The following is a 26,392-nucleotide window of genomic DNA, read 5'->3' as shown; positions in this document are numbered from 1 at the left end:
GGCGTCGAGAAGGCGCTCGGATTCCGCCCGGTCGTCGGGCCGGCGCGGATGCATGCCGTCTCTCCTCACGTCAGCCCTCCGCCGGCTCGGCCTCGGGCGCGTGCGGCGCGCGGCGGTCGGTGCGGGGGCGGGGCGCGGGCGTCTCCTGGACACCTGTCGGGATGCCCTCCGGCGAGCGCTCCAGCATCGCGGCCAGGCGACGCAACCCACGGTGGGCGGCGGTACGCACGGCGCCGGCGCGCCGGCCCAGCACCCGCCCGGCGGTCTCCGCGTCGAGGCCGATGACGGCCCGCAGCATCACCGCCTCCGCCTCTGCCGGCGGCAACGTGCGGATCAGCGCCAGCGCGCTCTCGGTGCCGATGGCCTCTCCCGCCCGGTCGGCGGTGTCGGCGTCCGAGGCCAGATCGGTGAGGGCCTGCACGGGCACCGGCACCGCCGGGCGCCGCCGCTGCCGGCGCAGGTGGTCCATGGCCCGGTTGCGCGAGATGGTCACCGCCCAGGCCCGGAACTCGCCGCCGGTGAACGACGGCAGGTCACGCGAGATCTGCAGCCAGGTCTCCGACGCCACGTCCTCGGCGTCGGCGCCGACCAGCGCGGTCAGGTAGCGCAGCAGGGCCGGCTGGAGACTGCGGTAGAGGTGGCGGAAGGCCTCCTCGTCGCCCGCCCGCGCGGCGGCGACCGCCTCGTTGAGGTCCGCGGTCACGGGCGCCGCCCCAGCCGGACGGGTGTCACCGGCCGGGCGTCCGCCCGCGCGGGAGACCACTGCGCCATTCGCACCCCGGCCCCCCGCTGAGCTGATCGGCACCGGCTCGCCACCGGTGCGCATGGACACTGCCGCACAGCGCGGCCGTCGGCGGACATACCGTACCGACGTCGTGGGGCGGCCGGGAGCCGGGCCAACGCTAGGAGGCGACCGAGGCGACCGGCAAGCCACGAAGGTCCTGGAAAACAGAGAGAAATGTCTACCGAGCGTATCGGCGTGTCGGTGTAACGAAGGCCACCAGCGGATCGCTGCCGATGCGGACGAACCGGGCAGAGACGGTCCGGTCGAGACGGACATCCGCCACCGTCCGGACACTTTCTGGCCGATCGTACCCGGCCGGTCACCGTGCGCCGACGGACGAAACCGCCCTCGGCCGAACGGATGACCGGGTCGGAACCGCTCGCCGGTCCCGACGGGAGAGATCGCGGGAAATACTCCGGGACCGCGGTGGGTACGGTATGGGAATGCTCACCTCCGACGTCGTACTCAGCGGTCGGTACCGCCTGGAAGACCGTGTCGCCACCGGCGGCATGGGCGACGTCTGGCGTGCCACCGACCTGGTCCTCGGCCGTCCGGTCGCGGTGAAGGTGCTGCTGCCGGCGCTGGTCTCCGACCCCGACTTCATCGCCCGGTTCCGCTCCGAGGCGCGGATCATGGCGTCGCTGCGCCACCCCGGCGTGGTCCAGGTCTTCGACTGCGGCGAGGACGAGCTGCCCGACGGCAGCCGGGCCGACTACCTGGTGATGGAGTTCGTCGCCGGTGAGCCGCTGTCCCGGCGGATCGAGGCTGCCGGGCAGCTCGAGGTCGCCGAGACCATGTCGATCGTGGCCCAGGTGGCCCAGGCGCTGCACGGCGCCCACGGCCGCGGCATCGTCCACCGCGACGTCAAGCCGAGCAACCTGCTGGTGCAGGAGGACGGCACCGTCGTCCTGGTCGACTTCGGCGTGGCCCGGTCGACGAACGTCACCAGCATCACCAGCACGAACGCGGTTCCCGGCACCGCCCTCTACATGGCACCCGAGCAGGCCGCCGGCCGCCCGGTCTCCGGCGCCACCGACGTGTACGCGCTCGGCGCGGTCGCCTACTGCTGCCTCACCGGCAGCCCGCCCTTCACCGGCGACAACCCGCTCCAGGTCGCGGTACGGCACCTCGACGACGAGCCGCCGGAGCTGCCGGAGGAGATCCCCGCGCCGGTACGCGAGCTGGTCGCCCGGGCGCTGCGCGACCGGGTGTTCAGCCAGCAGGAGCGCATCGCCCGCTCCGCCTGGCAGGCCCGGGACACCGTCGAGCAGGCGCTGCGCGACAGCGAGGCCCGCTTCCGGGCGGTCTTCACCGGCGCGGCCATCGGCATCGGCATCGCCGGCGTCGACGGGCAGATCATCGAGGTCAACCAGTCGTTCGCGGACATGCTCGGCTACACCGTCGGCGAGCTGCGGCTGATGAACGTGGCCGGGTTGTTCCACGCCGACGACGCGGCCGGCATGTGGGAGGTCTACCAGGAGCTGATCGAGGGCAAGCGGGACAGCGCCCGGGTGGAGAAGCGCTACTACCGCAAGGACGGCAGCGTGGTCTGGACCGACCTGGCCGTCTCGCTCATCCGCTACGACGACGGCCGGCCGCGCTTCACCGTCGCCATGATCGAGGACATCACCGAGCGGTACGAGCTTCAGCAGCGGCTGCGCTTCCAGGCGCTGCACGACCCGCTGACCGGGCTGCCCAACCGGACGCTGTTCTTCGAGACGCTCGGCGACGTCTTCGACGCGGCCGGGCCGGAGCAGCGCGTCGGGCTCTGCTTCATCGACCTGGACGGCTTCAAGGCGGTCAACGACAGCCTCGGGCACGACCTGGGCGACCGGCTGCTCAAGGTGATCGCCCGCCGGCTGAGCGACTGCGTGGCCGGCCGGGGGCACCTGGTGGCCCGGATGGGCGGGGACGAGTTCGTCATCCTGGTCGACTCCGACGGCGGGATCGACGACGCGGTGGAGGTGGCCGAGCTGGCCCTGGCCGCGGTCTCCGCCCCGGTGCACGTGGACGACCAGCAGCTCGCCGTCTCGGCCAGCATCGGCATCGTGGAGTGCCCGGCCGCGGAGACCAGCGTGGCGGAGCTGATGAAGGCCGCCGACACCACGCTCTACTGGGCCAAGGCCGAGGGGCGGGGCCGGTGGGCGGTGTACGACCCGGAGCGCAGCGCCGCCGACATCGCCCGCTCCTCGCTGGCGTCGAACCTGCCCGCCGCGCTGGACCGGGGCGAGTTCGTCCTGCACTACCAGCCGATCGTGTCCCTGCTGGACGGCACGATGGTGGCGGTCGAGGCGCTGGTCCGCTGGCAGCACCCGGAGTTGGGGCTGCTCGGGCCGGACCGGTTCATCGGCCTGGCCGAGGAGACCGGTCTGATCGTCCGCCTCGGCGCCTGGGTGCTGCGCCAGGCGTGCCGGGACGCCGAGGGCTGGCGGCGGTCGTTCCCGTCGACCACGCCCGTGGTCAGCGTCAACCTGGCTGCCCGGCAGGCCGACGACCCGGCGATCGTGGAGACCGTGGCCGAGGCCTTGCAGCACACCGGGCTGCCCGCCGCGCTGCTCCAGCTGGAGCTGACCGAGAGCGCGGTGATGGGCAGCGCGGGTGAGCCGCTGCGCGCCCTGCACCAGCTCGCCGACCTGGGACTGCGGCTGGCCATCGACGACTTCGGCACCGGCTACTCGAATCTGGCGTACCTGCGCCGGCTGCCGATCCACTGCGTGAAGCTGGCCGGCCCGTTCGTCGAGGGGATCCGGGGCGACGGCGCGGACGCGGTCGCCGACCACCGGGACGAGCGGATCGTCGACGCGCTGGTCCGGTTGGCGCACGCGCTGGAGCTGTCGGTGACCGCCGAGGCGGTGGAGACCGAGGTGCAGGCCGAACGGCTGCGGGCGCTGCGGTGCGACACCGGGCAGGGCCGGCTGTTCGGGGCTCCCATGCCCGCCGACGGCATCCGCGCCCGCCTTGAGGGGTAAGGAAGGGCCCCTTGTTAACGCCTCCGGTAGAGGAGGGGCCCCCGCTTAACACCTCGGTTGCGCCGCACCCGCAGAGCAGAAAGAGAAACTCGTGAGTCTGAGCGATTCGCAGGCCGTGGTGTCGGTGGTCGCCGCGTTGGCGATCCTGGCCGGCCTGGCCGGCGTGGTGGTGCCGGGGCTGCCGGCGCTTCCGCTGTGCTGGGGTGGCGTGCTGGTCTGGGCGTTGTTCGCCGACGCCGGCCCGGGCCGCTGGGCGGTGCTCGCCGCCGCCACCGTGGTCGCCGCCGGCGGCACCGTGGTCAAGTACCTCTGGCCGGGGCGGAACCTCAAGCGCACCGGCGTACCCACGTCGTCGCTGCTGGCCGGCGGGCTGCTCGGCCTGGTCGGGTTCTTCGTGATCCCGGTGGTCGGCCTGCCGATCGGCTTCGTCGGCGGCGTCTGGGGCGCGGAGCGGCTGCGGCTGGGCAGCAACCAGCTGGCCTGGCCGGCGACGGTGCAGGCGCTCAAGGCGGCCGGGTTGTCCATGCTCGTCGAGTTCTCCGCCGGTCTGGTGATCGCCGCACTCTGGGTGGCCGGGCTGCTGTTCGCCTGACCCGCGGTTCCCCGTCGCGGGGGAGCGTCCTGGCTCGCCGGCGGGAGGTCGCCGGCCCGGCGGATTCCTAGCGTCGGTGGCATGGTCCTCCTCCGCCCCGCCGCCGACGCGCGAACGGCTCGGGCCCGGGCGCTGCTGCTCCTGTCCCGTCCGTGGTTCTGGCCGCTCGGCTGGGCCGCCGCCTACGCCGGCTCGGTGCTCGCCACCCACCGCTGGCTGCCCCCGGCCGCGACGCTGCCGAGATCGCTCGCCGCGCTTGTCGTGCTCGGCCCGCTGCTGTGGACCGCCGTACTCGCCGGCAACGACCGGCACGACCTGCCCAGCGACCGGCGGAACCCGCGCAAGGCCACCGCGCCGCTGGTCACCGGCGTGCTCACCGGGACCGACCTGACGCGCTGGCAACGGTGGGCCACGGTCGCCGCCCTGGTGCTCGCCGGCACCGCGATCGGGCCGGTGTTCGCCCTCGGCACGGCCGTCGTGCTGCTGCTCGGCTGGCTCTACAGCGCACCACCGGTGCGGCTGAAGACCCGGCCGGGCCTGGACGTCGCCGCCAACGCCCTCGCCGTGGGGGTCCTCGCGCCACTGGCCGGCTGGTCCCTGCACCGGCCCGTCACCGGTTACCCGGTCGGCGTGGTGCTGCTCGGCCTGTTCCTGGTGGCCGCGCTCTACCTGCCGACGACCGTGCTGGACGTCGCCGCGGACCGCGTCGCCGGGGACGTCACGGCGGCGGTGCGCTGGGGTACGCGGGCGTGCCGGCGGGCCGGCCTGGTGCTCTGGTCGGCGGCGACCGTGGTGTGGCTCGCGGTCTGCCACCTCGACCTGCTGGTCCGGCGGGAATCGTGGCTCCTGCAGGACCTGTGGGCGCCGGTGCTGGTCGCCGGCTACGCCGTCGCCGTCCGGCGGCCCACCATCGCCCGGCTGGCCGGGGTCTGTCTGCTCTTCGGGGTGCCGGCCGCGGATTTCCTGACCGCCTGGGTCGCGGCCGGCCGGGGGTGAGGGTGCGGCGGCGCGGGGCGTCCGGGGGTACGGCGGATCGCCGTACATCAGTGAGAGAGAGGTGGACGCCGCGCGCCGCCGCGGACCGGGCGTTGCCGAGCGCCCGGCGCTGGCCCGTCGGGTCGGGCCTGGTCACGGCTTCAAGCATGCCCCGGGCGGGAACTCGGGACAACGCAATTACCCGGGACGCGTATTGACCACCTTGATCGGCGGGAGCAGACTGCGAGCACTCGTACGGGGACTTCGCCTCGAGGAGGTGTGCAGTGGCCACGACACCCGCGCCGACCGCCGAGCAGCCGATGGACGACGACGCCCGACGACTCGCCGAACTCGGCTACAAACAGGAGTTGCGCCGCAAGTGGAGCGGCTTCTCCAACTTCGCCATCTCGTTCTCCATCATCTCGATCCTGGCCGGCTGCTTCACCACGTTCGGCCAGGCGTGGAACAACGGCGGCCCGGTCGCGATCTCCTGGGGCTGGCCGCTGATCTCGCTGTTCATCCTGATCATCGGGTTCTGCCTGGCCGAGCTGGTCTCGGCGTACCCGACGGCGGGCGGGATCTACTGGTGGGCGGCGACCATGGGCCGGCCGGTGCACGGCTGGTTCACCGGCTGGCTCAACCTGATCGGGCTGGTCGCGGTGACCGCCTCGGTCGACTACGGCTGCGCCACCTTCCTCAACCTGACGCTGTCGGCGCTCTTCGACGGCTGGGCCGGCACCGGGCAGCAGACGTTCGGGCTGTTCGTGGTGATCCTCGCCCTGCACGGGCTGATCAACATCTACGGGCACCGCGTCATCGACGTACTCCAGAACGTCTCGGTCTGGTGGCACGTGGCCGGCGCGGCCGCGGTGGTGCTGATCCTGGTCCTGGTCCCGGACGACCACCAGAGCTTCCAGTTCGTCTTCACCGAGCGGTTCAACAACTCCGGCTTCGGCGACGGGGACACCGGCGGGCTGGCGTTCTGGTTCTACATCCTGCCGCTGGGCTTCCTGCTGACGCAGTACACGATCACCGGATTCGACGCCTGCGCCCATGTCTCGGAGGAGACGCGTGGCGCGTCCAAGGCGGCCGCGCAGGGGCTCTGGCGGTCGATCTTCTATTCGGCGGTCGGCGGGTGGATCCTGCTGCTGGCGTTCCTGTTCGCGGCCACCGACGTGGACGCGATCAACGAAGCGGGCGGCTTCTCCGGGGCGATCTTCGAGACCGCGCTGACGCCGTTCTTCTTCAAGGCCGTCATCATCATCTCCACCATCGGGCAGTTCTTCTGCGGGATGAGCTGCGTGACCTCGATGTCGCGGATGGCGTACGCGTTCAGCCGGGACCGGGCGGTGCCGGGCTGGCGGCTGTGGTCGAAGGTGAACCGCAACGGCACGCCGGTGAACGCCATCATCGGCGCCACGCTGGCCGGGCTGGTGCTCACGCTGCCCGCGCTCTACCAGCGCGGCGGCATCCCGGTCGCCTTCTACGCGGTGGTGTCGGTGGCGGTGATCGGGCTCTACCTGTCCTTCATCATCCCGATCTTCCTGCGGTTGCGGATGGGAGACCGGTTCGTGCCGGGGCCGTGGACGCTCGGCCGGCGCTACCGGCTGCTCGGCTGGATCGCGGTGGTGGAGATCGCGATCATCTCGGTCTACTTCGTCCTGCCGATCGTGCCGGCCGGCGTGCCGGGCGATCCCGAGTTCAGTTGGACGGCGGTGAACTACGCCCCGCTGGCGATCGGTGGTGTGCTGCTCGGCGTGGCGATCTGGTGGTACGCCTCGGCCCGCAAGTGGTTCACCGGCCCCCGTCGTACGGTCGAGGAGCAGGCTCCCACCCCGCCGGCCTGACCCCGTCGCGCGCGGGTCGTGCGGCGGCGGTCGGTGGACGGACCGCCGGGCCGACAGGTTGCCTTCGAGTGCGCTCGAACTCGTAACGTCGGGTTCGACGACCGGAGCCGGAGGCGGCCCGCACCGACCGGGGCTCGAACGTGAGGAGAGACGGATGACCACCGACACCATTCCCACCCGGCAGCTCTGGACCGACGGGCCCACCGTCGGCGCCGTCGGACTCGGCTGCATGGGTATGACCTGGGCCTACGGTGACGACCCCGGGGCGGAGGACCCGGACCAGGTCATCAACCACGCTCTCGACCTCGGGGTCACCTTCCTGGACACCGCCGACATGTACGGCCCCTTCACCAACGAGGAGGTCGTCGGCAGGGCCGTCGCCGGCCGGCGCGACGAGGTCGTCCTCGCCACCAAGGGCGGCAACGTCGTCACCGACACCGACGGGGACAACTTCCCCATCGTGCAGGACGGCCGGCCCGAACACCTGCGGCAGGCCATCGACGCGTCCCTGCGCCGGCTCGGAGTCGACCACGTCGACCTGTACTACCTGCACCGGCCCGACCCGAACGTCCCCGTCGAGGACAGCATCGGCGCCATGGCCGAGATGGTCGCCGCCGGCAAGGCCCGTGCCCTCGGGGTCTCCGAGTTCACCGTCGACCAGCTCGACCGCGCCCACGCCGTACACCCGATCAGCGCCGTCCAGTCGGAACTGTCCCTGTGGACCCGCGACCACCTCACCACCAGCCTCGACTGGTGCGTCCGCCACGGTGCCGCGTTCGTGCCGTTCTCCCCGCTCGGCCGCGGATTCCTCACCGGCCGGTACCGGGACACCGTCTTCGCCGCCGACGACTTCCGCGGCCGCCTGCCCCGTTTCCACCAGGACAACCGCGCCGCCAACCTCGCCCTCGTCGACCGGGTCGAAGCCATCGCCGCCCGGCACCACGCCACCGCCGGACAGGTGGCCCTCGCCTGGACCCTGGCCCAGGGCGACCACGTCGTGCCGATCCCCGGCACCCGTCGCCGCACCCGGCTCGACGAGAACGCCGCCGCCGCCCGGCTCCGGCTCACCGACACCGACCTGGCGGAACTCGACGCTCTGCCGGCACCCGCCGGCACCCGCTACTGACCTGGGCGCCACCGGCGACCGACGGGCTGTCCGCGTACCCCAGGGGTCTCAGGCCGAGGGCTGGCGGTGGGTGGGCGGGAAGCGGAGGACGCGGTCGTCGTCGGCCGCCGGGGGGACGCCGCGCGGCTCGCGGTTGCTGGTGGTCACCCAGAGCGCGCCGTCCGGGGCGACCGCCACGGTACGCAGGCGACCGTACGTCCCGACCAGTTCCGCCACCGGTACGCCGACGTTGCCGGCGGTGTCGACCGGGATCGCCCAGAGCCGCGTCCCGCGCAGCGCGGCGACGTAGAGCGTGCCCCGGGTGAACGCGGCCCCGGACGGCGACGCCTGGGCGGGCGACCAGACGACGACCGGGTCGCGGAACCGGGGGTCGCCGGCGACGCCCTCGACCACCGGCCAACCGTAGTTGCCGCCCGGCACGATCCGGTTCACCTCGTCCCAGGTGCTCTGCCCGAACTCGGTGGCGAACAGCCGGCCGCCCCGGTCCCAGGCGAGTCCCTGCACGTTGCGGTGGCCGTAGCTGTAGACCGGCGAGCCGGGGAACGGGTTGTCCGCCGGCACCCGGCCGTCCGGGCGGATCCGCAGGATCTTGCCGTTGCGGCTGGTCAGGTCCTGGGCGCGGGCGGCCACCCCGGCGTCCCCGACGCCGGCGTAGAGCATGCCGTCGGGGCCGAACCCGATCCGCCCGCCGTCGTGGAACGTGGCCCGGGCGATGCCGCTGACCAGCACCTGCGGGGCCTGGTCCGACCGGAGCCGGAACCGGACGATCCGGATGTCCGTGGCGGTGGTGTAGCAGGCGTAGACCCAGCGGTCCCGGCGGTACGTGGGGGAGACCGCGAGCCCGAGCAGGCCCGCCTCGCCGCCGGCCACCACGTCCGGGATCCGGGCGACCTGCCGGGCCGGGCGGCCGGGACGGATCCGCACGATCGTGCCCTGGTTCCGCTGCGCCACCAGCGCGCTGCCGTCGGGCAGGAAGTCCAGCCCCCACGGCACCTCCAGCCCGGTGGCGACCACCTGCGGGCGGGTCAGGTCGGGTCCGGACCGGACGGCCCGCAGTCCGACGCCGCGCAGGTCGAGCGGGACCGGCCGCCGGTCGACGGCGGTGGTCGGGCGTTCGGGCGCGGCGGCGGGCCGCCGGTCGGCGCGCGCGTCGGTGGCGCCCAGTGCGATCACGAGGACGGCGGCGACGGCCGCGACGATCCGACGACGCATGTGCACTCCTGGCGTTTCGCCCCCGACCTCGTCGGGGCATTGACGGTGATCCGGTTTGCCAGTAGACCTTGGTGATGGAGGCCCCCTGATGAAGAGAACGCCGCTCTCGCTGGAACAGTTGCGGGTCGCCGTCACCGAGGGTGAGATCGACACGGTGGTGCTCGCCCTCACCGACATGCAGGGCCGCCTGCAGGGCAAGCGGTTCCACGCGCCCTACTTCCTCGACCAGGTGGTCACCAACGGCAGCGAGGGGTGCAACTACCTGCTCGCCGTGGACGTGGACATGAACACCGTCGACGGCTACGCGATGTCGAGCTGGGAACGCGGCTACGGCGACTTCGCCATGCGCCCCGACCTGGACACGCTGCGCCGGATGCCCTGGCAGCCCGGCTCCGCGCTGCTGCTGGCCGACCTGGAGTGGCTGGACGGCTCCGGCCCGGTCGTCGCCTCGCCCCGGCAGATCCTGCGCCGCCAGCTCGACCGGCTGGCCGCGCACGGGCTGACCGCGTACGCCGGCACCGAGCTGGAGTTCGTGCTCTACCGCGACTCGTACGAGCAGGCGTGGTCGCGCGGCTACCGTGACCTGACCCCGGCCAACCAGTACAACGTGGACTACTCCCTGCTCGGCACCGCCCGGGTGGAGCCGCTGCTGCGCCGCATCCGCACCGAGATGGCCGCCGCCGGGCTCACCCCGGAGAGCGCCAAGGGCGAGTGCAACCTCGGCCAGCACGAGATCGCCTTCCGCTACGACGAGGCGGTGCGCTGCGCCGACCACCACGTCATCTACAAGAACGGCGCCAAGGAGATCGCCGCCCAGGAGGGCATGGCGATCACGTTCATGGCCAAGCCGAACGAGCGCGAGGGCAACTCCTGTCACATCCACTTCTCGCTGCGTGATGCCGCCGGCTCGTCGGCGATGCTGGGCGACGGGCCGGCGCACCTCAGCGTGACCGGGCAGCGGGTGCTGGCCGGGCTGCTCGCCACCATGCGCGAGTTCAGCCTGTTGTTCGCGCCGAACATCAACTCCTACAAGCGCTACCAGCCCGGCTCGTTCGCGCCCACCGCGTTGCGCTGGGGCACCGACAACCGCACCTGCGCGCTGCGGCTGGTCGGGCACGGGCAGGGGATGCGGGTGGAGAACCGGGTGCCGGGGGCGGACGTCAATCCTTACCTGGCGATCGCCGCGCTGGTGGCCGGCGCGGTGCACGGCATCGAGAACGAGCTGGAGCTGGCGGACGAGTGCACCGGCAACGCGTACGACGACCCGGAGGCCGAGCGGGTCCCCGGCACGCTGCGTGACGCGCTCGACCTGTGGCAGCGCTCGGAGGTGGCCCGGGCGGCGTTCGGCGACGAGGTGACCGCCCACTACGCCAACCAGGCGAAGGTCGAGCTGACCGCCTTCGACGCCGCGGTCACGGACTGGGAGCTGCGGCGTGGCTTCGAACGCCTCTGACCCACCCCCCTGACCTCCCCCGCGATCGTGCACTTGCGGCCCGCGAATCGCGGCAGATGTGGCCTTCGTCGGGGCGGCAAGTGCACGATCGGCGGCAGGAACGGGGACGGGGACGGTGGGGACGGGAGAGGGCAGGGGGAGGGGTGGGGGGTGCGGGCGTGACTGAGGTGGTGTCGCCGGTCGACGGCGTGGGGATCGGGGATGTCGCGGCCAGCTCCGTGGCGGACGTGGACGCGGCGGTGGCGCGGGCGGCTGTCGCGTTCGGGACGTGGCGTCACGTGGCGCCGGGGGACCGGGGGCGGCTGCTGCGGCGGTTCGCGGCCCAGGTGGACGCGCACCTTGAGGAGCTGGCGCTCCTGGAGGTGCGCAACGCCGGGCACACCATCGGCAACGCGCGCTGGGAGGCGGGCAACGTCCGGGACGTGCTCGACTACTACGCGGGCGCGCCGGAGCGGCTGACCGGGCACCAGATCCCGGTGCCCGGCGGGCTGGACGTCACGTTCCACGAGCCGCTGGGCGTGGTCGGGGTGATCGTGCCGTGGAACTTCCCGATGCCGATCGCCGGCTGGGGCTTCGCCCCGGCGCTCGCCGCCGGCAACACGGTGGTGCTCAAGCCGGCCGAGCTGACCCCGCTGACCGCGCTGCGCCTGGCCGAGCTGGCCCGCGACGCCGGCCTGCCCGAGGGCGTGTTCACCGTGCTGCCCGGGCAGGGCAGCGTGGTCGGCGAGCGGTTCGTCACCCACCCGGCGGTCCGCAAGGTCTGCTTCACCGGCTCGACCGAGGTGGGCACCCGGATCATGGCCGGCTGCGCGGCCCAGGTGAAGCGGGTGACGCTGGAGCTGGGCGGCAAGTCGGCGAACATCGTCTTCGCCGACGCGGATCTGGAGAAGGCGGCGGCCACCGCGCCGTCGGCGGTCTTCGACAACGCCGGCCAGGACTGCTGCGCCCGCTCCCGGATCCTGGTCCAACGCCGGGTGTACGACCGCTTCCTGGAACTGCTCGAACCCGCCGTGCGGGCGTTCCGGGTGGAGGACCCGGCCCGGGAGACCGCCGAGATGGGCCCGCTGATCTCCGCCGCGCACCGGGACCGGGTCGCCGGGTACGTCGACGGCGCGGACGTCGCCTTCACCGGCTCCCGCCCCGACGGCCCCGGCTTCTGGTACGCCCCGACGGTGCTGCTCGCCGGCTCCCCGACGGACCGGCACTGGCGGGACGAGATCTTCGGTCCGGTCGTGTCGGTGCTCCCGTTCGACGACGAGGCGGACGCGATCCGGCTCGCCAACGACACCGAGTACGGCCTCTCCGGCTCGATCTGGACCCGGGACGTGGGCCGGGCCGTCCGGGTGGCCCGGGCGGTGGAGTCGGGCAACCTCAGCGTCAACTCGCACTCCTCGGTGCGTTACTGGACCCCGTTCGGCGGGATGAAGCGCTCCGGCCTCGGCCGTGAGCTGGGCCCGGACGCGCTGCACGCCTTCACCGACGTCAAGAACGTGTTCATCGGCACCGAGGAGTGATCACCGTGCAGGGACGGCTTTCCGACCGGGTGGCAGTGGTGACCGGCGCCGGCAGCGGCATCGGGCTGGCCACCGTACGACGCTTCGCCGCCGAGGGCGCCCGGGTGGTCTGCGTGGACGTCGACGTCGACGCCGGCACCCGGGCGGCGCAGGAGGTGGACGGCGAGTTCGTCGCCGCCGACGTGGCCGACGAGACGGCCGTCCGCGACCTGTTCGACGGCGTGGTCGAGCGGCACGGCCGGGTGGACGTCGCGTTCAACAACGCCGGCATCTCGCCGCCCGACGACGACTCCATCCTGGAGACCGGGATGGACGCCTGGGAGCGGGTGCTGCGGGTCAACACCACGAGCGTCTACCTGTGCTGCAAGTACGTCATCCCGCACATGCGCCGGCAGGGCAAGGGCTCGATCATCAACACCGCCTCGTTCGTGGCGCTGATGGGCGCGGCCACCTCGCAGATCGCGTACACGGCGAGCAAGGGCGGGGTGCTGGCGATGACCCGGGAGTTGGGCGTGCAGTTCGCCCGCGAGGGCATCCGGGTCAACGCGCTCTGCCCCGGCCCGGTGGCCACGCCGCTGCTGCTGGACCTGTTCGCCAAGGACCCGGAGCGGGCCGCCCGGCGTCTGGTGCACGTGCCGATGGGCCGGTTCGGGGACCCGACCGAGATCGCCGCCGCGGTGGCGTTCCTGGCCAGCGACGACGCCTCGTTCATGACCGCCGCGCAGTTCGTGGTCGACGGCGGCATCACCGGCGCCTACGTGACTCCATTATGAGGAGCCGACGGCCGGTCATCGGCGTCACCGCGTACGTCGAGCCGGCCGGCTGGGCGGTGTGGCGGGACGTGCCGGCGACGCTGGTGCCGCACGCGTACGTGCGGGCGGTCACCGCGGCGGGCGGCCGGGCCGTGGTGCTGCCCCCGGACGACGCCGACGCCGACGTGCTCGGGCTGCTGGACGGCCTGCTGCTGGCCGGCGGCGCGGACGTCGGCCCGGAGCGGTACGGGCAGCCGCCCGACCCGCGCACCGAGAGCCGGCCGGAGCGTGACGCCGGCGAGGTGGCGCTGCTGACCGCGGCGCTCGCGGCCGACCTGCCCGTGCTGGGCGTGTGCCGGGGGATGCAGTTGCTGGCCGTGGCGTACGGCGGCAGCCTGCACCAGCACCTGCCGGACGTGGTCGGGCACGACGGGCACCGGCCGGCCCCCGGGGTGTACGGGTCGCATCCGGTGCGCTTCGCCCCGGGCAGCCGGGCCGCGACGGTGATGGCCGGGGTGGACCGGGTCAACTCGTACCACCACCAGGCGGTGGCCGACCCCGGCGGCCTGGCGGTCACCGGCTGGGCCGACGACGGGGTGGTGGAGGCGGTGGAGGACCCGGCGCGGCGCTTCGTGCTCGGCGTGCAGTGGCATCCGGAGAACGAGGCCGACCCGCGGCCGGTCACCGCGCTGGTGCGGGCGGCGGTGTCGCGCAGATCACAGCCGACCGACCCGCGGCCCCGCCCGACTCGCCCCCGCCCGCCGGTTACGTCAGGATGAGGCGGAGGTAAGCAGCGTCCACCGGTGCCGGTGCGTTACGTTGCTCCTCCGCCGGGGTAGTAGGCGGGGACGGTCGGCGTAACCACGCCGACCGTCGTGGACATGGCCGGAGCGGGAGGCTGCATGGGCTCGGCCCAGGGGGGCGGGGACGTCGGTCGATCGTCCCCGGCGGCCGGCGCGTCATTCCCACCGTTGCTGAGCGCGGCGTTCGCCGCCGGCGGCGAGATGGGCGAGCGGCTGCGCGGCTTCGACTGGGCCACCACCCCGCTCGGCACCCCGGACCGTTGGCCGGCCGCGCTCTGCCACGCGGTGAGCACCATGCTGGCGTCGCGCGCCCAGATGGTGGTCTTCTGGGGCGCGGACCACCTGGCCTTCTACAACGACGCCTACCGGCCCACCATCGGCGACAAGCACCCGGCGGTGATCGGGCAGTCCGCCCGGCTGCACTGGGCCGAGACGTGGGACGTGCTCGGACCGCTGCTGGACGGCGTGCGCGGCACCGGCGTGCCCTACCGGGGCGAGAACCATCCCTTCGTGATCGACCGGCACGGCTTTCTCGAGGACGTCTACTTCGACGTCTCGTACGACCCGATCCGGGACGCCGACGGCACCGTCGAGGGGATCTTCTGCTTCGTCAACGAGACCACCGGCCGGGTGCTCGGCGAGCGCCGGCTGCGGGCCCTGGCCGAGCTGGGCAACGAGCTGGGCGACGTGCCGAGCACGCTCGAACTGGGCCGGGCCGTCGCCCGGGTGCTCGACGCCCACCGGGCCGACGTGCCGTTCAGCGCGCTCTGGCTCACCGACCCCGACGGTACCGGCGTGCTCGCCGGCTGCACCGGCACGGACCCGGCCACGGTCGCCGGCCCGCCGCCGGGACTGCCCGCCGGCGAGGAGCTGACCGCGCCGCGCTGGATCGCCACCGCCGACCTGCCCGGCGCCGTGCCGGCCGACGCCGCCGACCAGGCGTTGCTGCTGCCGCTGACCGCCACCAACGAGCCGGCCGGGGTGCTGCTGCTCGGGGTGTCCCGCCGGCTGCCGTTCACCGACGACTACCGCGACTTCGTCGACCTGGTCGCCGCCCAGGTCAGCCGGGCGGTCGGCAAGCAGCGGGCGTACGAGCAGGAGCGCGCCCGCGCCGCCGAGCTGGCCGCGCTCGACCGCGCCAAGACCAACTTCTTCGCCAACGTGAGCCACGAGTTCCGGACCCCGCTGACCCTGGTCCTCGGCCCGCTGGAGGACATGCTCGCCGACCGGGAGCTGCCCGACCGCTACACCGATCGCCTGACCATGATGCACCGCAACGGGCTGCGCCTGCTCAAGCTGGTCAACACCGTGCTCGACTTCTCCCGGCTGGAGTCCGGCCGGCTGGCCGCCCGCTACCAACCCACCGACCTGTCCGACTACACGTCCCGGCTGGCCAGCACGTTCCGCTCGGCCACCGAGCGGGCCGGGCTGCGCCTGGTGGTCGACTGCCCGCCGCTGCCCGCGCCGGTCTACGTGGACCGGGACATGTGGGAGAAGATCGTCCTCAACCTGCTCTCCAACGCGGTCAAGTTCACCTTCGACGGCGAGATCCGGGTCCGGGTCCACTCCGGCGACGGTGTCGCCGTGCTGGAGGTCACCGACACCGGCGTCGGCATCGCGCCGGAGGAACTGCCGCAGGTCTTCGAGCGGTTCCACCGGGTGGCCGGTGCCCGCTCGCGCACCCACGAGGGCACCGGCATCGGGCTCGCCCTGGTCCGCGAGCTGGTCGAGATGCACGGCGGCACGGTCACCGCGACCAGCGTCGTCGACCGGGGCACGACCTTCAGGGTGACCCTGCCGTTCGGCTACGCGCACCTGCCGGCCGACCGGGTGTCCGTGCTCTCCCCGGTGCCCTTGTCCGAGCCGGAGCAGGCCCGGCTCTACGTCGCCGAGACCGCGTTCTGGACCGACGAGGTGGCCCGGCCGGCCGGGCTGCCCGAACCGTCGGGGAGGCCGGGCGGGGCCGGCCGGATCCTGGTCGCCGACGACAACCCCGACCTGCGCGAGCACGTCGGCCGGCTGCTCTCCCCGGCGTACGAGGTGGTGGCCGTGCCGGACGGAGTGGAGGCGCTTCGGCTGGCCGTCGACACCCCGTTCGACCTGGTGCTCACCGACGTGATGATGCCCCGGCTGGACGGCTTCGGGCTGGTCACCGCGCTGCGCGCCAATCCGGTCACCCGGCACGTGCCGATCGTGCTGCTCTCCGCGCGGGCCGGCGCCGCCGAGGAGGTCGCCGGCCTCTCGGTCGGTGCGGACGACTACCTCACCAAGCCCTTCTCCAGCCAGGAGCTGGTGGCCCGGGTCCGGGCCAACGTCGAGCTGGGGCAGCTCCGCGGGCAGATCATCCGCCGGTTGCGGGCGCTCGCCGACGCGGCGGTGGCGATCAACACCGCCCGGTCCACCGCCGAGGTGGTGCGGGTGGCCGCCCGGCACGCGCTCACCCTGGCCGAGGCGGGCCGGGTGCTGGTCACCGCCACCGGCGCCCGCCACGAGGAGGACGCGGGTGAGGAGCTGCCGGCCGAGCCGTCCGTGGTGCTGCCGCTCACCGGCACCACCGGCGAGCAGCTCGGTGAGCTGCGGGTGTGGCGGCGCGAGGGCGGCGGCACCGAACAGGCGGCGCTGACCGAGCTGGCCCGGCTGGTCGGCGTACGGCTGGAGAACGCCCAGCTCTACGAGGCCGAGCACCGGATCGCCACCACGCTCCAGCACAGCCTGCTGCCGCGTACGCTCCCGCAGCTGCCGGGCGCGGTGGTCGCCAGCCGTTACCTGCCCGGCAGCGCCGACGTCGAGGTCGGCGGCGACTGGTACGACGTGATGGGCACGCCCGACGACGAGATGGTGCTGGTCATCGGCGACGTGGTCGGCAAGGGTGTGCGGGCCGCCGCCGCGATGGGCCAGCTGCGCAACGCGCTGCGGGCGTACGTCCTGGAGGGGTACGACCCGGGGGAGGCGCTGACCCGGCTCAACCGGCTGGTCCACTCCACAGGCAGCGGCTCCTTCGCGACAGTGGTCTGTCTCAGCTTCTCCCCGCGCGACGGCCGGCTCCGGTATGCCAGCGCGGGTCACCCCTCGCCCCTGCTGATCCGAGGAGACGACGTGGTGTTCCTGCACGATCGGGCCCTCGGACCGCCGGTCGGGGCGATCCCGGGCACCGTCTACCGGACCGCCACGGGCGAACTCGCCCCTGGCGGCCGGCTGCTGCTCTACACCGACGGCCTGATCGAGGACCGGACGGCCGGCATCGACGCCGGGCTCGGCCAGTTGCGACTCGACGCGACCGTGCGCGGCGAGCACGTGGCCGACCTGGTCGACGCCGTCGTGGAGCGGGTCGCCGGGCGCGACCGGCACGACGACGTGGCGGTGCTGGCGCTGGAGGCGGCCGAGCTGAACCGTTTCGCGCTGCGGTTGCCCGCGGATCCGACCCGGCTCAGCGTGCTGCGCAAGCGGCTGGAGGACTTCCTCGTCGCGCACCAGGTCGGTGAGACGGACCTGTTCGACCTCACCGTGGCGATCTCCGAGGCCGCGGCGAACGCGATCGAGCACCCGGTCGACCCGGCCGATCCGACGATCGGGGTCGAGGTCACCATCGCGGACCGCACGGTCACGGCCACGATCCGGGACAGCGGGCGGTGGCGGGAGTCCAGCGGGTCGAGCTTCCGCGGGCGCGGGCTGGCGCTGATCCAGGCGCTCGGGGAGATGAGCGTGACCCGCACCGAGGACGGCACCGAGCTGACGCTGCGCCGCCGACTGAGCGGGACGGACTGAGCGGCGGCCACCCCGTCACCTCCGCGGCAGGCGGGCGGCGAGATCCCGCACGGCCGCGCGGTACGTGTCGTCGAACCGGAACAGGTGGCGTTCGATCGGTGGGGGCACGGTGTTGCCGGGCGCGACGGTCAGCGCCGCCGGGTCGCGTACCAGTCGATCGACTCCGGCGGCGGGGTCGTCCGACGCTCCGCGGTCCGGGAGGAAGACCGGCCCGCCGACCGGGTCGGTGCGGCGCCACAGGTTGGTCCAGCGCCAGTCGAGGTCACTGCCGATCCGCCGCAGCAGCACGTCGTTGATGTAGGCGGGGAACACGCGCGCGTAGAGCCGCTGCAGCGGGGACGCGAAGGTGAGCAGCGCGAGCCGGGAGCGCGTGGCCGGGGGGAGCTGTAGGGCGGTCACGGCCGCGAGCACGCTGCCGTGACTCTGCCCGGCGAGAACGACGGTGTCCCCGGAGGCGATCAGGTGGCGGACCCGGCGGGTCAGGTCGGGCACCGCCCGTTCGGAGTAGCAGGGCGCGGCGAGCGGATGGGCGCCCCGCGGCCAGAAGGTCGCCAGCTCCCACAGGATGCCGATCAGACGGATGCCTCTCGACCGGTAGGCGAACAGGCCGAAGACGCCCAGCAGGACGGCGAAGGTACCGATCAGGTAGGCGCCGAGGTCGGTGACGAAGACGACGGGACGGGCCAGTGGCTCGCCGCCGAGGACGCGGGCCAGGTCGCCGGGCCCGTCGTGCAGGATCGCCGACCCGGCCGCGCCGAGCGCGATCGTCGCGAGCGTGGCGTACGCAGCCGGCGCCAGCGGCCCGAGCTTGTCGGCCAACTGTGCCGAGACGATCGCGTCGCGCGCGGCAGCCACCCGCGCGGCAGGTACGTGGTCCAGTTCGGCGTACTCGGCTCGCAGGGTCCGCATGGCGGCGGCCCGGCGCGCCGACCGTCGCCAGAGTCTGCGGGTCAGGACGACGACGGCCGCGAGGACCACCGCCAGGAAGAACCCCAGCGCCGCCCAGCGGAAGGCCACCGGTGGGGTGAGCGGCGGCGCCCCGGGTGGAGTGGGGCGCGCCGGAGTGGGGCTCGATCCGCGGTCGAGGTAGTCGGCGGAGAGATAGACCAGGCCGGAGGAGTAGGACACGGCGAACCCGATCGCGACGAGGATGAGCACCGGCGCCGCGAGCCCGCGCAGTACCGCGGAACTGGTGACGTGGTGCCGTCGGGCCGCGACGACCAGCGCGGCCAGTGCGGTCAGCAGCACCATCTGGCTCACGTAGACGGTAGCGACGAGCACGTCGTAGCCGGGCAGGTTGTCCGCGGCGGTCCAGGAGTCACGCGGCACGAGTGAGTAGGCGAGGACGGCCACGGTCAGGACGCCCGAGGTGCGCGCCAGCGCCCGGGCCGCGGCGGCGGCGCGGGGCGTGCTGGTGCGACGCTCGATTCCCGGCAGGCAGCAGATGATCAACGCGGCGGCGGTGACGAGCAGCACGGCGGCGAACAGGAGGTAGCCGGTGAGCCGTCGGTCGTGCGGCACGAGCGCGCTGAGGACGGCCGCGTCGAGAGTCCCCAGGGCCGCCGCCAGATGAACGGCCCGGAGGTGCCGGACGAGGCTGCGGTTGTCCCAGAAGGCGGGTTCGTCCAGACCCTCGATCTCGGTGTCCCCGCCGTCGGGTGCCCGGGTCTCGGGTAGCTGCCAGGTCCGGCTGCCCAGACGCCACAACGCGGTGATCGCGGCCAGCGGAAACAGGGCGAGGATGGCGAGTTCCCAGCCGGCGGGCAGCCCGGCCAGCCAGGAGATGAAGCGGCGGTCCTCGTAGCAGCGCGGATAGCTCAGGCACTGCCAGGCGACGAGGTCGAGTGCGACGCCGACGACCGCCAGCACGTACATCATGGTCAGCGAGACGGACAGGAGCCGGACGACCGACCGGGCCGGCGCTCCCGCCCGACCGGTCAACGGCAGAGCCCACAGCGCGATGTTGCCGAGCATGAACGGCAGCAGCAGCACCAGGGAGAACGTCCGCCCCGCCGTTCCACCGGTCAGACCGTTCCACCGGTAGGCCTCCAGGCGCACCTCCCCGGCCGGCTGCTGGTCCTCCGGGCCGGCCCCAGGGCGGTAGAAGCCCGCTTCCACGTCACCGGCGACGAGATGCGCGGGACGTTCGCCCAGGATCCGGTCGGAGCTGTGACCACCCACGCCGTGCACCCGCAACTCGATCACGCCCACCCGGCCACCGCTTCCGCGTCGAGGACGGGGGTGCCTACCCCTTCACCGCCGGGACATGCCCGGGTGATCCCCTGCCGTCCAGCCTCGCTTTCCCACCGGGCCGAGGCGGCGGAAGCCGTAGCGTGGTCGGGGTGAGAGGAGGGGAGCCGGCGGGCCCGCGCTCGACCCGCGACCCGGTCGGCGCGGCGTGGAGGGCGGTGCGGCGTACCGGCTCCGCGACGGCCCGCGACCGACTGGTACGGCTGCGGCTGAGCCTGCTCGTGGCGGTCCAGTCGGGCGTGGCCGCGGCCGGCGCGTGGTGGATCGCCAACGACGTGCTCGACAATCCTCAGCCCCTGTTCGCGCCCGCCGTGGCGGTCGGCACCATCGCCAGTTCGGTGGGCCAGCGTTTCCGCCGGACCCTGTTCCTCGTCGCGGGCGTGGCGGTCGGCATCACGCTTGGTGATCTGCTGGTCTCCTGGGTCGGGCAGGGGCACGTGCAGATCGGTCTCATCGTGGCCGTGTCGATCCTGTTCGCCGTGCTGCTGAGTGGCGAGGGTTCGTTCGTGACCCAGGTGGGCGGCAGCGCCATGGTGATCGCCGTGCTCTCCCCGGCCAGCACGGACCTCGCGCTTCCGCGCTTCGTCGACGGTCTCGTCGGCGGCGTGGTGGGCATCCTGGTCGCACTGGTGGTGCTTCCCCTGCACCCGATCCACCGGATCAGGCGCGCCGGTCGACCGTTGCTCGACCGCATCGCCACCGAACTCGACCGAGTGGCCGAGGCCGCCCGGAACCGGGATGCCGAGCTGGCCAAGCGAGCCCTCGACACGCTGCGCGGCGTCGACACCTCGGACCTGGACACGGCGCTCTCGGCGGCCGTCGAGGTCGTCCGCATCTCGCCGCTGCGGTGGCACAACCACAACTCGCTGGAGGGCTGGCGACACGGCGCCGGACTGATGATGCGCTCCCTGCTGCAGAGTCGTGACCTCGCGCTCAACCTGGAGAGTGCGCTCCGCAACGACGAGCCGGTCCCGTCCTCGCTCGCGGCCGCCGTCGACAGCCTCGCCGAATCCGTCCGGCACGTCGGCGTGGAGTGGTCGCCGTCGGCCGACCGGCCGTCCCGGTCGCAACGTGCCGCGTTGAACGCCATCCGTCAGGCGCAGGACGCGCTCACCAGCGGGCTGCGGATCGGGGGCGTCAACCTGGCGAACGACGTCAGCATCATCGCCGTGAACACGATCCGCGCGAGTGGCGTGAGCAAGCAGGACGCCGAAGCGCTGCGGCGCGACCTCGCCCCCGATGCCACCACCGACCCCGGCGAACGGAAGCCGGCACCGGATCGCCCGTCGGCCGGGCCGACCGGCCCGGTGGCGCACGGTGGGGAGGAGCTGCCCTGAACCGGCAGCCGGCTCAGGTGTCGGCCAGCCAGTCCTGCTCGCCCAGGCCGGAGATCTCCAGCACGCGGCGGACCTGCCGGGACGGCAGCACGGTGAGCGCGCCCGGAAGGCGCTGGGACAGCCGCACCACCGCGTGGATGGCCGCCGAGTCGAAGAAGGTGACCGCCCGCAGGTCGAGCGTGAGCCGCGTGGCGGGCTCGCGGAGCGCGGTCTGGAACATGGTGTCGGCGGTCGCCATGTCGACCTCACCCGTCACCAGGACACGGAGGTGGTCGCCCTCGCCCTCCGCCGTCACGGTGAAGACGGGCGGTGCACCCCCTTGATCCACGCAGCAACAATGGCACAGCGTTTGCGGCACGGCAACAACCTGGTGGGCGGGGCCGTGGCGGGGGTCACCGGGGTGCCGGCGATAGTCTGAGGACATGACCGTCCGTGCGCCGCTGACCCCCGGCACGCTCTCCCCGTGGCGAGCGGTCCCCGCCCACATCCCGCGCCCCGAGTACGTGGGGAAGAAGCGCCCGCAGGAGTGGCGCGGCTCCCACGTGCAGACGCCGGAGACCATCGAGAAGATGCGGGTGGCCGGTCGGCTCGCGGCCCGGGCCACCCAGCTCGCGGGCGAGCACTGCAAGCCGGGGGTGACCACCGACGAGATCGACCAGGTGGTGCACGAATTCCTCTGCGACCACGGCGCCTATCCGTCGACGCTGGGCTACAAGGGCTTCCCCAAGTCCTGCTGCACCAGCGTCAACGAGGTGATCTGCCACGGCATCCCCGACTCGACGGTGCTCCAGGACGGCGACATCGTCAACGTCGACGTCACCGCGTACCTGAACGGGGTGCACGGCGACACCGACGCGACCTTCTGCGTCGGGGAGGTGAGCGAGGAGGCCCGCCTGCTGGTCGAGCGGACCCACACGGCGATGATGCGCGGCATCAAGGCGGTCGCGCCGGGCCGGCAGATCAACGTCGTCGGCCGGGTGATCGAGTCCTACGCCAAGCGCTTCGGCTACGGCGTGGTGCGGGACTTCACCGGCCACGGCATCGGCGAGGCCTTCCACAGCGGCCTCTACGTGCCGCACTACGACAGCCCGCGCCCCACCGACCTGATGGAGCCCGGGATGACCTTCACCATCGAGCCGATGATCACCCTCGGCACCTACCAGTACGACATGTGGGACGACGGCTGGACGGTGGTCACCAAGGACCGGAAGTGGACGGCGCAGTTCGAGCACACCATCGTCGTGACCGACGACGGCTACGAGATCCTGACCCTGCCGTGACCGACACCCCGGCGGCGCTGCGCGAGGCGCACCACGCGGACGTGTCCGGCGGCTGGCTGCGGCCGGCGGTCTTCGGCGCCATGGACGGCCTGGTCACCAACATCGCGTTGATCGCCGGCGTCGGCGGCGGCGGGGTGTCGCCGCGCAGCGTCGTGCTCACCGGCACGGCCGGCCTGGTGGCCGGCGCCATCTCGATGGGCCTGGGCGAGTACACGAGCGTCCGGTCGGCCAACGAGCAGGTGGCCGCCGAGGTCGCCAAGGAGCGGCGGGAGCTGGAGCGGCACCCGGAGGCGGAGGCCCGCGAGCTGGCCGACGCGTGGGTGGCCCGCGGGCTGCCCCGCGACCTGGCCACCCAGGTCGCCGAGGCGGTACGCGCCAACCCGGAGGAGGCGCTGCGCGTCCACGTCCGGGAGGAGCTGGGCGTCGACCCCGACGACCAGCCCAGCCCGTGGGCGGCGGCGATCTCGTCGTTCGTCTGCTTCTCGATCGGCGCCCTGGTGCCGCTGCTGCCGTACCTGCTCGGCTTCACCAGCCTGTGGCTGGCGCTCGCGGTCGGCGGCGTGGGGCTCTTCCTCGCCGGGGCGATCGTGGCCCGGTTCACCTACCGCGCGTGGTGGAGCAGCGGCCTGCGGCAGCTGCTGCTGGGCGCGGCGGCGGCCGGCGCGACCTACCTGATCGGCGCGCTGATCGGGGTCGGTGGCGGCATCGGCTGACGGCCTCAGCCGTCCAGCAGGTCGTCGACGGTGCCGTCGACCGGCCGGCCCCGGGCGGCCAGCTCGTCGGCCTGCCGGGTCAGTGCCGCGCCCACCTCGGTCATGTCCGCCCCGGCCAGTCCGGTCCGCCGCACCGCGTCCCCCGGGTCGCGGAAGTACGTGCGGCTGAACAGCCCCTGCACGGTCGCCGCGGCCAGTCGGGCCTCACCGAGCATGAGCAGCGCCTGGTCGGTCTCGTACCACTCGGCCAGCCGCAGCGCGCGGGCGTGCGCGGCGCTGCCCCGGTACCAGGCCTGCCGCGCGGCGGTGGTGAACTCGGCCGGGCGTGCCCGGGCCAGCCGGGCCAGGTGTTCGTCGCGCAGCTTCGGCAGCCAGCCGGTCGGATCGTGCAGGGCGCGGGTGGTGACGTAGCGGTCGGCGGCCAGCGGCCAGCCCGGCGTGATCGTCGTCGCCCGCCGCAGGTAGTCGTCCGCACCGGCCACGGTCAGCTCGACAAGCACCTTGTCGACGCGACGGGTGGACGGTCTCGGCCCGGCGCCCGGCCGGTAGGTGGCGACCAGCAGCCCCACCTCGCTGTCCCCGCCGCCGTGCGCCAGCGGGCCGTGCACCGCGACCGCGAGCACGTCGGCCGGGAAGCGGCGCAGGACGGCGTCCCCGACCCGCTCGGCCACCCGCCACCGCGGGTCGTCCGGACTCCGTTCGGCGGTCACCGTCCACCTTCCTCCACGTACCTGATGCGCACTGTACGAGTCGTACGGGTTGTACACGTGCGGCATGAGTGAACCCGCCGCAGAGCTGCCGATCTCCGATGCCCGCGACAGTCTCGCGGACGTTGTCTCGCGCGCTCACTACGCAGGTCGGATCACCTATGTGACTCGCCGTGGACAACGGCTGGCTGCCATTGTCCCGGCCGACCTGGCGGAAGCGATCGAACGCGCCGAGGATGCAGCGGACGTCGCGGCGGCCAGGGATGCCCTGGCCCGCATCGAGGCTGGTGAAGTCCCGATCTCGCTCGCCGAGCTGCGCGAAGAACTGGGCCTGTGAGCACGTCGGAATCCGCGGCCTACACGGTCCGCGTCGGCCGCGCCGCCGCGAAACTCCTGCGTAAGCGCGACCATCCGGTTCAGGTGGTCGGGACCAGGCGGAAGACCTTGATCTCGCGGCCACCCGCCCGCTCGACGTACGTCCGGTAGGCCGGCCACTCCTCGACCAGCCGCCGGAACAGCCGTTCCCGCTCCTCGCCGCTGACCTGTTCGGCGCGGACCGGGATCCGGCGCCCCTTGACGTCGACCTCGGCCGCCGGCTCGGCCGCCAGGTTGAACGTCCAGGACGGCTGGTGGCGTTGCCCCCAGTTCGAGCCGATCACCACGTAGGCGTCGCCGTCGGGGACGTAGACCAGGGGATTGCTGCGCGGCTTGCCGGAGCGGCGGCCGGTGGACGTGAGCACCAGTGTGGGCACCAGCCCGAAGGCGACCACGCGACCCTTCGTCAGCCGGCCGACGAGCCGGTCGGCGGGGACGAGCAGACGCATGGTGGTGGCGAACCACTGCTGGTGACCGAGGCGGCGGGTGAGGGATCCCAGAGCGGTCACCCGTCCAGTCTGCCGCCCCCGCCGCGCCCCGTCACCCCCTGCGGACCCGGTCAGTCGAGGCGACGTTCCACAGGCAGGCGGGAGCGGGTGAGCAGCGCCGCGCCGAGCATCGCCATCAGCGGCACCACCACCAGCACCGTCATGGTCTGGCCGGGCACGGTCAGCGGGTACGGCGGCTGCACCGGCCAGGACTGCGCGTAACGCTGGTTGAGCGCGGCCAGGATGACGGCGGCCGAGCCGAGCCCGGCGAGGATGCCCAGCGCCGAGCCGAGGCCGGCGATCACCCCGGCCTGCCAGAGCGACAGCACCCGGCGTACCCGGGGATCGGCGCCGACCGCGGCGAGCGTGGACAGGTCCCGGCGGCCCTCGGCGGCGGCCAGGCCGGTGGCGACCGCGGCGGCGCCGAGCGTGATCACCCCGGACGCGGCGGCCAGCAGGAGCAGCAGCGGTCGCTGGTTCGACGGCGGTTGCGCGGTCGCCATCTGGGCGGACAGCTCCAGGACGTCGGACAGGTCCTCGGTCAGCCGCTCGCGCTGCCGCGCGGTGGGTGCCTCGGCGGTGTCCACCAGGTAGCCCATCGGCTCGGCGGTCAGGTCGAGCGTGGCCGCGGCGGCGGGGGAGAGCACCAGCCGGTCGACCGGAAGGCCGCCGCGCAGGACGTACCCGGGCAGGTGCCGGACCGTGGTGCGGCCGTCCGGGCTGTGGGCGACCTCCAGTCGCACCTGCCCGTCCACCAGGTGCCGGGGATCGGTGACCACCACCCCGCCGGCGGCCAGGGCGCGGCGCGCGGCCGCCAGTTCGTCGGCCGGGGCGTCGGTGAGCGCGGCCAGCGCGCCACCGTCGTCGACGAGTGTGGGCAGCGAGACGTCGTCCGGTTCGCGGAACGGCTGGGCGCAGCGGGGGTCGTGCCGGGTCGAGCCGGGACCCTCCTGGTACGGCCCGTACGGGCAACGCTCCGCCGGCGGGCGCACCGCCGCGACCATGCAGTAGTCGTCCGGGCCGGTGCGGCGGGCGCACACCGCGTCGGCCACCGCGGTGACGGTGGCGTCCGGCAGCACCGCCCGTACCCGCTCGGCGACCACGTCGGCCCCCGGCAGCGCGCCGGTCACCGGCCCGCCGGTGGGAATGAGGACCATGTTCCCCGGTGGCAGGCCGGGCTGCCAGAGCGCCTGGCTGCGGGCGTCGTCGCTGGCCAGGTAGACGCCGAGCGCCACGCTGCCGGCGACCGCCGCCATCACCGCCGAGATGGCCGGCGCGGCCGACGACCGGTTGCGGCTGGCGTCGCGCAGCGCGAGCCGGGGGGTCAGCGGCAACAACCGCCCGGCCCGGGCGAGCAACCCCACCAGCATGGGCGTGCAGAAGACCAGCCCCAGCTCGCCGAGGGCCACGCCGGCCAGCACGCCGGTGGGCGAGGTCCGGGAGGCGGCGT

The 26,392-nt window shown here is 73.5% G+C and carries 21 protein-coding genes; 14 read left to right on the top strand and 7 right to left on the bottom strand.

Annotated elements, in window-relative coordinates:
* Positions 1-70: 70 nt before the first annotated feature.
* A complete protein-coding gene (locus tag HUW36_RS05305; protein ID WP_174527084.1) occupies positions 71-703 on the bottom strand; it encodes an RNA polymerase sigma factor in 633 nt (210 codons plus the stop codon).
* A 524-nt stretch (positions 704-1,227) separates the two neighbouring features.
* Between HUW36_RS05305 and HUW36_RS05295 the strand changes: the two genes are divergently transcribed.
* The 5 genes from HUW36_RS05295 to HUW36_RS05275 all read left to right on the top strand — a co-directional run bounded on the left by HUW36_RS05295 (position 1,228) and on the right by HUW36_RS05275 (position 8,293).
* Positions 1,228-3,753: an EAL domain-containing protein gene (locus HUW36_RS05295; RefSeq protein WP_343044295.1), complete on the top strand. Its 2,526-nt coding sequence runs from the start codon at positions 1,228-1,230 to the stop codon at positions 3,751-3,753.
* 91 nt (positions 3,754-3,844) lie between these two features.
* The gene (locus HUW36_RS05290; protein ID WP_174527083.1) at positions 3,845-4,345 is read left to right on the top strand and encodes a DUF456 domain-containing protein; all 501 of its coding nucleotides are present in this window, start codon (positions 3,845-3,847) and stop codon (positions 4,343-4,345) included.
* A gap of 81 nt (positions 4,346-4,426) precedes the next feature.
* Positions 4,427-5,341: a UbiA family prenyltransferase gene (locus tag HUW36_RS05285; RefSeq protein WP_174527082.1), complete on the top strand. Its 915-nt coding sequence runs from the start codon at positions 4,427-4,429 to the stop codon at positions 5,339-5,341.
* 263 nt (positions 5,342-5,604) lie between these two features.
* Complete coding sequence (locus HUW36_RS05280) at positions 5,605-7,167, top strand: amino acid permease (protein ID WP_174527081.1); 1,563 nt, start codon at positions 5,605-5,607, stop codon at positions 7,165-7,167.
* Between the two features lie 154 nt (positions 7,168-7,321).
* Complete coding sequence (locus tag HUW36_RS05275) at positions 7,322-8,293, top strand: aldo/keto reductase (protein WP_174527080.1); 972 nt, start codon at positions 7,322-7,324, stop codon at positions 8,291-8,293.
* A 48-nt stretch (positions 8,294-8,341) separates the two neighbouring features.
* On the opposite strand, the gene HUW36_RS05270 is transcribed toward HUW36_RS05275, so the two are convergent.
* The gene (locus HUW36_RS05270) at positions 8,342-9,505 is read right to left on the bottom strand and encodes a PQQ-dependent sugar dehydrogenase (RefSeq protein ID WP_174527079.1); all 1,164 of its coding nucleotides are present in this window, start codon (positions 9,503-9,505) and stop codon (positions 8,342-8,344) included.
* 88 nt (positions 9,506-9,593) lie between these two features.
* Between HUW36_RS05270 and HUW36_RS05265 the strand changes: the two genes are divergently transcribed.
* The 5 genes from HUW36_RS05265 (at position 9,594) to HUW36_RS05245 (ending at position 17,792) form a co-directional block, all read left to right on the top strand.
* On the top strand, positions 9,594-10,958 hold the full coding sequence (locus tag HUW36_RS05265) for a glutamine synthetase family protein (protein ID WP_281357495.1): 1,365 nt from the start codon (positions 9,594-9,596) through the stop codon (positions 10,956-10,958).
* Between the two features lie 158 nt (positions 10,959-11,116).
* On the top strand, positions 11,117-12,472 hold the full coding sequence (locus HUW36_RS05260; protein WP_174527078.1) for an aldehyde dehydrogenase family protein: 1,356 nt from the start codon (positions 11,117-11,119) through the stop codon (positions 12,470-12,472).
* Between the two features lie 5 nt (positions 12,473-12,477).
* Positions 12,478-13,245 carry a 3-oxoacyl-ACP reductase gene (locus HUW36_RS05255; protein WP_174527077.1) on the top strand — a complete coding sequence of 256 codons (768 nt, stop codon included), beginning with the start codon at positions 12,478-12,480 and terminating at the stop codon, positions 13,243-13,245.
* Complete coding sequence (locus HUW36_RS05250) at positions 13,242-14,003, top strand: gamma-glutamyl-gamma-aminobutyrate hydrolase family protein (protein ID WP_174527076.1); 762 nt, start codon at positions 13,242-13,244, stop codon at positions 14,001-14,003. Before HUW36_RS05255 ends, HUW36_RS05250 begins: the two co-directional genes overlap by 4 nt.
* 123 nt (positions 14,004-14,126) lie before the next feature.
* Complete coding sequence (locus HUW36_RS05245; protein WP_174527085.1) at positions 14,127-17,792, top strand: SpoIIE family protein phosphatase; 3,666 nt, start codon at positions 14,127-14,129, stop codon at positions 17,790-17,792.
* Between the two features lie 15 nt (positions 17,793-17,807).
* On the opposite strand, the gene HUW36_RS05240 is transcribed toward HUW36_RS05245, so the two are convergent.
* Entirely contained in the window at positions 17,808-20,003 is a 2,196-nt protein-coding gene (locus HUW36_RS05240) for a hypothetical protein (protein WP_174527075.1), read from the bottom strand.
* A gap of 131 nt (positions 20,004-20,134) precedes the next feature.
* Between HUW36_RS05240 and HUW36_RS05235 the strand changes: the two genes are divergently transcribed.
* The gene (locus tag HUW36_RS05235; protein ID WP_174527074.1) at positions 20,135-21,379 is read left to right on the top strand and encodes an FUSC family protein; all 1,245 of its coding nucleotides are present in this window, start codon (positions 20,135-20,137) and stop codon (positions 21,377-21,379) included.
* Between the two features lie 13 nt (positions 21,380-21,392).
* On the opposite strand, the gene HUW36_RS05230 is transcribed toward HUW36_RS05235, so the two are convergent.
* Positions 21,393-21,707, bottom strand: a complete 315-nt coding sequence (locus HUW36_RS05230; RefSeq protein ID WP_246247890.1) for an STAS domain-containing protein — start codon at positions 21,705-21,707, stop codon at positions 21,393-21,395.
* A 94-nt stretch (positions 21,708-21,801) separates the two neighbouring features.
* Here HUW36_RS05230 and map point away from each other — a divergent pair, with 94 nt between their 5' ends.
* Both map and HUW36_RS05220 read left to right on the top strand, forming a co-directional pair.
* Complete coding sequence (gene map / locus HUW36_RS05225; protein WP_174527072.1) at positions 21,802-22,659, top strand: type I methionyl aminopeptidase; 858 nt, start codon at positions 21,802-21,804, stop codon at positions 22,657-22,659.
* Positions 22,656-23,372 (top strand): VIT1/CCC1 transporter family protein, encoded by a 717-nt coding sequence (locus HUW36_RS05220; RefSeq protein ID WP_174527071.1) that lies wholly within the window; start codon positions 22,656-22,658, stop codon positions 23,370-23,372. Before map ends, HUW36_RS05220 begins: the two co-directional genes overlap by 4 nt.
* Before the next feature lie 5 nt (positions 23,373-23,377).
* Here the strand turns inward: HUW36_RS05220 and HUW36_RS05215 are convergent, their stop codons facing one another.
* The gene (locus HUW36_RS05215) at positions 23,378-24,082 is read right to left on the bottom strand and encodes a nucleotidyltransferase domain-containing protein (RefSeq protein ID WP_174527070.1); all 705 of its coding nucleotides are present in this window, start codon (positions 24,080-24,082) and stop codon (positions 23,378-23,380) included.
* 64 nt (positions 24,083-24,146) lie between these two features.
* Here HUW36_RS05215 and HUW36_RS05210 point away from each other — a divergent pair, with 64 nt between their 5' ends.
* A complete protein-coding gene (locus HUW36_RS05210; RefSeq protein WP_174527069.1) occupies positions 24,147-24,416 on the top strand; it encodes a type II toxin-antitoxin system prevent-host-death family antitoxin in 270 nt (89 codons plus the stop codon).
* A gap of 79 nt (positions 24,417-24,495) precedes the next feature.
* On the opposite strand, the gene HUW36_RS05205 is transcribed toward HUW36_RS05210, so the two are convergent.
* Positions 24,496-24,963 (bottom strand): nitroreductase family deazaflavin-dependent oxidoreductase, encoded by a 468-nt coding sequence (locus HUW36_RS05205; protein ID WP_174527068.1) that lies wholly within the window; start codon positions 24,961-24,963, stop codon positions 24,496-24,498.
* Positions 24,964-25,013: 50 nt separating this feature from the next.
* On the bottom strand, positions 25,014-26,392 hold a 1,379-nt coding region (locus HUW36_RS05200; RefSeq protein ID WP_174527067.1), incomplete at its 5' end, for an FtsX-like permease family protein.

The organism is Micromonospora maritima (assembly GCF_902825405.1).
Taxonomy (GTDB): domain Bacteria; phylum Actinomycetota; class Actinomycetes; order Mycobacteriales; family Micromonosporaceae; genus Micromonospora; species Micromonospora maritima.
Note: the sequence above shows the minus strand (reverse complement) of the source record. Positions and strands in the feature narration are given on the sequence as shown.